At 73.0% G+C, this 7,712-nt stretch carries 6 protein-coding genes; 1 reads left to right on the top strand and 5 read right to left on the bottom strand.

The features are described 5' to 3' along the window. Window positions 1-83: 83 nt before the first annotated feature. The gene (locus tag C1A33_RS15940) at window positions 84-1,676 is read right to left on the bottom strand and encodes an ABC transporter substrate-binding protein (RefSeq protein WP_165818417.1); all 1,593 of its coding nucleotides are present in this window, start codon (window positions 1,674-1,676) and stop codon (window positions 84-86) included. 313 nt (window positions 1,677-1,989) lie between these two features. Then, a complete protein-coding gene (locus tag C1A33_RS15945; protein WP_101832282.1) occupies window positions 1,990-3,468 on the bottom strand; it encodes an MFS transporter in 1,479 nt (492 codons plus the stop codon). A gap of 156 nt (window positions 3,469-3,624) precedes the next feature. Here C1A33_RS15945 and C1A33_RS15950 point away from each other — a divergent pair, with 156 nt between their 5' ends. Then, the gene (locus C1A33_RS15950) at window positions 3,625-4,071 is read left to right on the top strand and encodes a MarR family winged helix-turn-helix transcriptional regulator (RefSeq protein ID WP_165818418.1); all 447 of its coding nucleotides are present in this window, start codon (window positions 3,625-3,627) and stop codon (window positions 4,069-4,071) included. 128 nt (window positions 4,072-4,199) lie between these two features. Here the strand turns inward: C1A33_RS15950 and C1A33_RS15955 are convergent, their stop codons facing one another. The 3 genes from C1A33_RS15955 to C1A33_RS15965 all read right to left on the bottom strand — a co-directional run. Then, a complete protein-coding gene (locus tag C1A33_RS15955) occupies window positions 4,200-5,723 on the bottom strand; it encodes an FAD-dependent oxidoreductase (protein WP_101832284.1) in 1,524 nt (507 codons plus the stop codon). Beyond that, entirely contained in the window at window positions 5,720-6,802 is a 1,083-nt protein-coding gene (locus C1A33_RS15960; RefSeq protein WP_101832285.1) for an FAD-dependent oxidoreductase, read from the bottom strand. Before C1A33_RS15960 ends, C1A33_RS15955 begins: the two co-directional genes overlap by 4 nt. A 104-nt stretch (window positions 6,803-6,906) precedes the next feature. Then, window positions 6,907-7,712, bottom strand: an 806-nt coding sequence (locus C1A33_RS15965; RefSeq protein ID WP_101832286.1) for a glucose 1-dehydrogenase, incomplete at its 5' end; no start/stop codon positions are given.

Here is a 7,712-nt window from a genome sequence, read left to right on the forward strand (position 1 = left end):
GAGCTGTGGCGGGGCCCCGCCGCGACCCGGGCCCGCCCCGCGGCGGCAACCGCCGCCATGACGACGGCCGCTGCCCGGCCGGCTCACCCAAGGGATGCCTCGTGCAGGTCAAGCTGGGTGGAGGCGGTCAGCCGCAGGCCGCGCACCTTCGTCGACACGCCGTGGACGACGGAGCCCTCGTAGAGCGGCACGGTGTCGGCGTGGTCGAGGATCCAGGTGACCGCGTTCGTGACGGCGGTGCGCCGGTCCGCCGGGTTGGTCGCGGCGGCCTGGGCGTCGAGGTAGCCGTCCAGTGGGCTGGGTGTCAGGTGCCACAGGTTCGCGCCCCGGGTGGAGAAGATGTTGCGCAGCACGTCCGGGTCGGCGCGGGTGACGGCGACGGCGGTGAGGTCGAACTGGCCGGCGCTCTGCCGCGCGACGTACTGGGCCGGCGGTACCGCGTCGAGCTGGAGGTCGACGCCGCGCTTGCGCAGCTGCGCCTGGACCGCCTCGTCCGCCGGCGGCATCGGGGCCGGGATCAGCCAGGTGAGCGAGAGCCGCCGGCCGCCGTTGGTCCGGATGCCGTCCGCGCCGGGGACCCAGCCGGCCTCGGTGAGCAGCCGGTCGGCCTGCGCGGGGTCGAAGCGCAGCTTGTCGGCCAGGTTCACGTAGTCGGGGGTGGTGGAGGCGAGGACGCTGGTCGCGGGCCGGTAGTTCGCGTTGAAGACGGTGGAGACCAGCGCGGCGCGGTCGACGCCGATCAGCAGCGCCCGGCGGACCTTCTCATCGGCGAGGATGCCGCGGTGGTTCAGCGACAGGGGCGGCACCAGCCCGGGCGCGGCGGCGAGCAACAGCCTGGCCGACCCGCCGTCGGTGAACTGGGCCTGGTCGCTGGGCTGGATGGCCTCACCGACGTCGGCCTGCCCGGACCGCAGCGCACCGGTGCGCGCGCCGTCCTCGGCGACGAAGGTGAAGGCCACCGTGTCGAGGTGGGCCTGGCCCTTGTTCACCGCCCGCGAGGACGGCCAGCCGTACCCGGCACGCTTCGTGATCGTGGCGGAGCGGTTCGGGGTGTAGTTCTTCAGCACGAACGGTCCCGACCCGATGATCTGGCCGCGGCAGCGCGCGGCCAGGGGCTTGCTCGCGGTGGCCACCGACAGGATGCCGAAGCCGGTCGTCGAGGTCGCCTGCAGGAACTGGGCGTTCGGCTGGGTGAAGCCGACGGTGACGTGGGTGGCGTCGGTGACCGTGGTGCCGGTGTAGCCCTTGATGTACGCCGGGGCGCCGTTGGGCGGGAGCTTGGACAGGCGGTCGAAGCTCGCCTTGACCGCCTGCCCGTCGACCGGGGTGCCGTCGCTGAAGGTCGCGCCGGAGCGCAGGGTGAAGGTGAACTTTCTGGCGTCGGGGCTGATGGTCCAGGACTGGGCGAGCCAGGGGACGATCGCGCCCGTCTTCGGGTCCTGGTCGGTCAGGGAGTCGACCAGGCCGCGGGTGATGTCCAGGGTCTGCAGCTGGCCGGTCTGCTGCGGGTCGAGGCAGCCGGGGTCGGCGTCGGCGGCGATCCGCAGGGTGCCACCGGGCTGGCCGGCGCCGGTGGCGTCACCGTCGGAGGAGCTGCCACAGGAGGTGAGCGCGAGCAGTGCGGCGACAGCGGCGACCGGCAGCACAGGGATGAGTCGGTGCCGACGTGCGGGCATTGAAGACCTCATTTTCGGTCGAAAAGGTGAAGAAATGCCCACAGCGCCCTGCCAGCGGACGATCTCGAGGGCCGGGCGACGGAGCAGCGGAGTGGTGGCGCTAGCTCGCCGTCCGACAGAGCGCCGCGCACAGTCGGCACAGGTCGACATGGCGGCGGGCGACGAGCGGGACGGGCCGCCGCAGAGGCATGACCACCACTCCCCCCGTCGCCGTGCGTCACTCCAGAGTGTGCCTACGGCGTATTAGTTAGTAGTGCCGACCTTTCGCGACACCCACAAGTTAGTCCGCTTCGCCCACCATCGTCAATCCCAATTATCCAGGTCGGGATGGGTGCGGCTCGGGCTCGGCCGGCCGCCGGGCCAACAGCCGCAACGCCCCGAGGGCGGTGGCCGCGCTCAGCCCGGCCGCGACCCGCAACGCGATGTGATACCCGTGTACGGTCGCGGTGGCGCCAGGGCCGTGGGTGTGGTTCGTGACGGTGGTCGCGACGGTCACCAGGATGGCCAGGCCGAGCGCGCCGCCGATCTGGCGGCCCATGTTGAGCAGCCCGGAGGCCAGGCCAGCCTCGGTCGGCGCGACCCCGCTGGTCGCGAGCACCGTGACCGGCAGGACGACGAGGCTCATCCCGACGCCGAGCACGATCGTCGGCCCCAGCACATGGGTGAGGTAGGCCGGGCTCGCGGGCAGCCAGGACAGCCAGACCAGCCCGGACGCGGTGCACAGCGAGCCGAGTACCAGCAGCGGCACGGGCCGCAGCAGCGGCATCAGTCGACGCGCGGCGAACGTGCCGACGACCAGTACGAGCGTCCACGGAACCAGCGACAGGCCGGTGCGCAGCGGACTGTAGCCGAGCAGCTGCTGCTGGTAGACGGACAGGAAGAAGATCGTCGAGGTCATCAGTGCGCCGAGCGCGGCCGTGATCAGGTTCGCCAGTCGCAGGTTGTGATGGCGGTAGATGCTCGGCGGGATCAACGGCTGCGCCACCCGCGTCTCGACCAGCACGAACACACCCAGCAGCACCGCCGTGCCGACGAGGGAGGCGACGACCTCCGCCGAGCCCCAGCCGCTCTGGGTCGCCCGCGAGATGCCGAACACCAGCGCGGCGACCGCGGCGGTGATGAGGACGGCGCCGGGAAGGTCGAGGCGCCGCTCCCGACTGGGCGCGGAGGTGGCGAGCAGTCGGACGGTGGCCAGGTAGAGCGCCAACCCGATAGGAACGTTGACGAACAGCACCCACCGCCAGCTCAGCCCGTCGGTGAGGACGCCGCCGAGGATCATCCCGGCGGCCCCGGCGCTGGACGCGGCCGCGCTCCAGACGCTCAGAGCCCTGGTGCGGTCCGCCGGTTCGTGGTGGCTGGCGGTGATCAGGCTGAGGCTCGCCGGGGCGAGCGCGGCCGCGCCGAGCCCCTGCACCGCCCGTGCGGCCAGCAGCGTCGCGCCGTTGCCCGCGAGGCCCCCGGCGAGGCTCGCGAGGCTGAACACGACCAGTCCGGCCTGGAACACCAGGCGCCGGCCGAGCAGGTCGCTCGCCCGGGCGGCCAGCAGCAGGAAGCCGCCGAAGGTCACCAGGTAGGCGGTGACCACCCACTGCTGCCCGGCGACCGAGAGGTCCAGCGCCCGGCGCATGTCCGGCAGCGCGACGTTCACGATCGTGGTGTCCAGCACCACCATGAACTGCGCGGTGCAGGCGATCGCGACCACCGCGCCCAGCGGCACCCCTGCTCGGCGCACCCCGTCACTCGCAGTGGCGGCCGGTGCCCCCACCGCGGCGGCGGCCGGCTCGGCGCTCATGAGGACTCTCCCGCCGGCTCGGCCGTTCGCGTCCTGACGCCTGTCCACATTTTGATACGCATCACATATAGTAGGTATCACAAACCATCGTCCATGGCCACACCGCCCGAGGGCGATAAGGTGGCCTTTCACGCGAGGAGAAGGTGGGATCCCACGGTGAGCGGCGTGTTCACGACACCGGTGGCCTTGGTACGGCTGTCCTACCTGGTCAATGCGATCTACGCGGATGTCTGTGCCACGCATGGCCTGTCCGTCCCGCAGGCCCAGCTGATGTGCGTACTGAAGGATTCGCCTCGCGGCATGGGTGAGATCAGCGCGATGCTGCGGCTGGACAAGTCGAGCGTCACCGGCCTGGTCGAGCGGGTGGAGCGGCGCGACTACCTTCGCCGCTCCATGTCGGCGACGGACCGCCGCGCCATCACCGTCAGCCTCACCCCCGCCGGCAAGGCCCTCACCGACACCTTCTACGAGGAGATCAGCCAGCGGCTGACCGACCTCGCCACCAGCATGCCCACCGACGACCGCGACCACCTGAACCGCATCGCCACCCACCTCGTCCTCACCGAGGACGTCCCCGCCGTCTTCGGCCCCGTCGCCTCGTAGCGGTCGCCTCGTAGCGCGCGTCGCAGCCGCGCCGGGCCGATCACGCTCTCCACCCTCGTGGACCGCGCACGCGCCCACGGCCGTGCGCGCTCCGCGGGCCGTCTCGCGCCCCTGGACGGCGGCGGCCCTCAGCCGGTGCTGGCCAGCGTGCCGGGAGTCGTGGGCTCGCCGAGCCAGGGGCGTAGGCCCGTCTCGAGCTTCGCTGCCGTCGGGGCGCTGGCTGCCCAGGCGGCGTAGCCATCGGGGCGGACGAGCAGGGCGAGGTCGGGATCGCCCCCGTCCGACCGGTGGGAGACGGTGAGGCGATCGGCCCAGTCGCCCGGGACGTCGAACGCGGTTCCCGGTGGGAGGATGAGGACGAATCCGCCACCGCGCAGCGCCTCGTAGAGCCGACCGACGTCCAGGGGGAGGTCGGGGACACGGCGGCCGGTGCGGCGGTGGGCGCCGCGCGGCGCGGGATAGGCGTAGCCGATGCCGGTGATCTCGCCGATCGCCGCGCGGCTCACCGCGGGCACGTGCCGCACGACGGCCTTGCGGACCGTGCGCAGCGCGACCTCGGCCGGGCCGCGGGCCATCGCGAGGCGCAGGTTGAGCCCGCTGCTGCGCAGCACCGCCCGGCCGACGGGGTGCCGCTCGTCGTGGTAGGTGTCCAGAAGGGCGTCGGGCGCCCAGCCGCGCGTGATGGCCGCCAGTTTCCAGCCGAGATTTACCGCGTCCTGCAGTCCGGTGTTCATGCCCTGGCCGCCGGCCGGCGAGTGCTGGTGCGCGGCGTCGCCGGCGAGCAGCACCCGGCCGACGCGGTAGCGTGGCACTTGGCGCTCGTCGCTGGAGTAGCGGCCGAGCCAGCGCGGGCTGTGCATGCCGTAGTCGTCGCCGAAGGCGCGCTCAATGATGGACCGTAGTTCCTCGAACTCGACCGGGGCGGTGTCGGGCACGTCGCGGCGGGACCGTTCCCAGCCGCCGAAGCGCCAGTATCCGTCGCCGAACGGCGCGAGGAAGCCGAACGCCTCCCCATCGCCGCGCACCTGCACGGCCAGGCGCGGCTCGGCGGTGACCAGCACGTCGGCGAGGACCACCGAGCTGATCACGGGCCGGCCGGGGAAGGGCAGCCCGATCGCGGCGCGCACGGTGCTGCGCACCCCGTCGGCGCCGACGAGGTAGTCGGCGCGCAGCGTCGAGGCCGTGGCGCCCTGGCGCAGTGACGCCGTGACGCCCTCGGCGTCCTGGGCGAGGCCGACGAGCTCGGTGCCGCGGCGGAATCGGACACCGTGCCGCTCGGCGCGCCGCAGCAGGAGCTTCTCCACCTCGTACTGCGGGGTGACCAGCAGCAGGGGATAGTGCGACGGCAGCCGGGTGATGTCGAACGGCACGGTGCCGAACAGCCGCAGCTCGCCGATCGCCTGCCCGGTGCCCACCAGCTCCTCGGCGAGGCCGCGGGCGTCCAGCAACTCGAGCGTGCGGGCGTGCACGCCGAAGGCTCTGGTCAGGTTGCTCTGGCTGGCCGGGCGCCGCTCGACGACGGTCACCGCCACCCCGGCCGCGGCGAGGTCACCGGCGAGCAGCAGGCCCGTCGGGCCCGCCCCGACCACCACGACGCTCGCCGACCCGGCCGGGCCCGCGGGCCCGGCCGCCGGCGCTGCTTCGCTGGTCATCGGAGATTCAGCAGTTCCAGGTAGGACTCGATGCGCATGGTCGTTCCCTTGATCTGGGAGGTCTGCTCGGCGCCGAGGACACCCACCGACGGGGCGTAGGAGGCGCCGGCGGCCGGCCCGAGGGGCAGCGAGATGCCCGGCGGGCCGGGCTCGTAGTCGACGAACGTGTCGCCGCCGCCGAGCAGGACGCGGATGTTCGTCGCGGCGACGCCGGCGTGCTGCTCGGCGGCCTTGGCCATCTTCGGCTCGGCGATATCGGTGATGTCACCGATGGCGAAGACATGGCGGTATCCCGGCAGGTGCAGGGCCGGGGTCACCCGCAGCTGGCCGCCTGGGGTGCGGTGGGCGGCGAGCTCGGGGGCGAGGTAGTCGGTGGTCGGCGTGACGCCGTAGCAGCGGAACCAGATGTCCGCGTCCACCCGCGCGCCGCCGGTGGTGGTGGCGGTGAAGGTCTTGGCGGTGCCCGGGTCGGAGGGCGGGGGCTCGCTCAGCGAGTCGCCGAGCAGCAGGGTGACGCCGAGGGCGACGAGCTGGGCGCGGACCTCGGCGCGCAGCTCGTCCGGCAGGCCGGTGCCGGCGAGCAGGTCGCCTGCCGGGTCGACGACCGTGACGGTCTTGTCCGGCCAGGCGGCGCTGATCTCGCCGGCGAGTTCCAGCCCGGCGGGCCCGGCGCCCAGCACGAGCACGTTCGCCGAGCCGGCCAGGGCCTCGTGGGTGGCCCGGATGCGGTCCCGGGCGAGGCGGCTGTCGTGCACGTCGACCTTGGCGGGGAACGGGTAGGTCGAACCGGTCGCGAGCAGGAGGTAGTCGGCCGCGATCCGGTCACCGGACGCGAGGGTGACGCCATGGGGGTCGACGCCGACGGCGCGGTCGCGCACCACCCGGCCGCGGGCGAGCAGCCGGTCGTACGGCAGGAACAGCCGCTCGAGCCAGCTCGGATCGACCAGGCCGCGCAGGGCGGCCACGTTGTGCACGAAGGTGTCGCGGGGCTCGACGAGGAGGACGTCGGCGACGTCGTCCAGGGCCTTCGCGGCGGTGATGCCGCCGTAACCGCCGCCGACGACTGCCACGGTGCTCATGCGACTCCCTGTTCTCGAGGCCCGGCCGTTCGCGTCAGCCTGGGCGTTCTAGTTAGGATTACCGATCTAGTTAGGATTACCGATAGTTGGTTTCCAAAACCAATCTAGCACAGGCGCGCCGGCGCTGGTGGGGACGGCGCCGGTGGGGACTGGGCGGCCGGGGACATCGTGGGCAGGTGCGCGAGGAAGCCGCCGTCCACCGGGAGGACCTGCCCCGTGACGAAGCCCGCCGCCGGCGACGCGAGGAACGCCACCACGGTGGCGACGTCCGCGGGGGTGCCCAGGCGCGGCACCAGGTTGTCGCGGCGGAACGCCTCCCGCACGAACGGGGGCATGTCGGCGTCGAGCGCCGGCGTCCGGATGAGGCCGGGCGCGACCGCGTTGCAGCGCACGCCGAACTCCCCGTAGGCCGCCGCGATGAAGCGGGTCAGCGCGATCAGGCCGCCCTTCGAGCTGCCGTAGGCGACCATGGCGCGATCTCCGGCCAGGCCCTGGCCGCTGGCGATGTTGATGATCGAACCGCCACCGCGGGAGATCATGACCGGCACGGCGTGCTTGCACAGCAGCATCGGCCCGCGCAGGTTCACCGCCATGACCTCGTCCCACAGCTCGACGGACATGGTCACGACGTCGCGGTCGCGGGGGATCGCCGACGTCAGCGCGGCGTTGTTGTCCAGCACGTCCAGGCCGCCGAAGGTGTCCACGGTGAACCGGACGAGGTCGCGCACGCTGTCCTCGTCGGCGACGTCGACCGGATGGGCCACCGCCGTCAGGCCGGCGGCGGACAGCTCGTGGGCGACCTTGTCGAGCGGCGCGGTCGGGACGTCGGCGATCACGACGTTCGCGCCGGCCCGCGCCAGCGCCGCCGCGGTCTCGGCCCCGATTCCGCCCGCACCCCCGGTCACCACCG

The sequence above is a fragment of the Frankia canadensis genome, from assembly GCF_900197875.1.
GTDB classification, from domain to species: domain Bacteria; phylum Actinomycetota; class Actinomycetes; order Frankiales; family Frankiaceae; genus Frankia; species Frankia canadensis.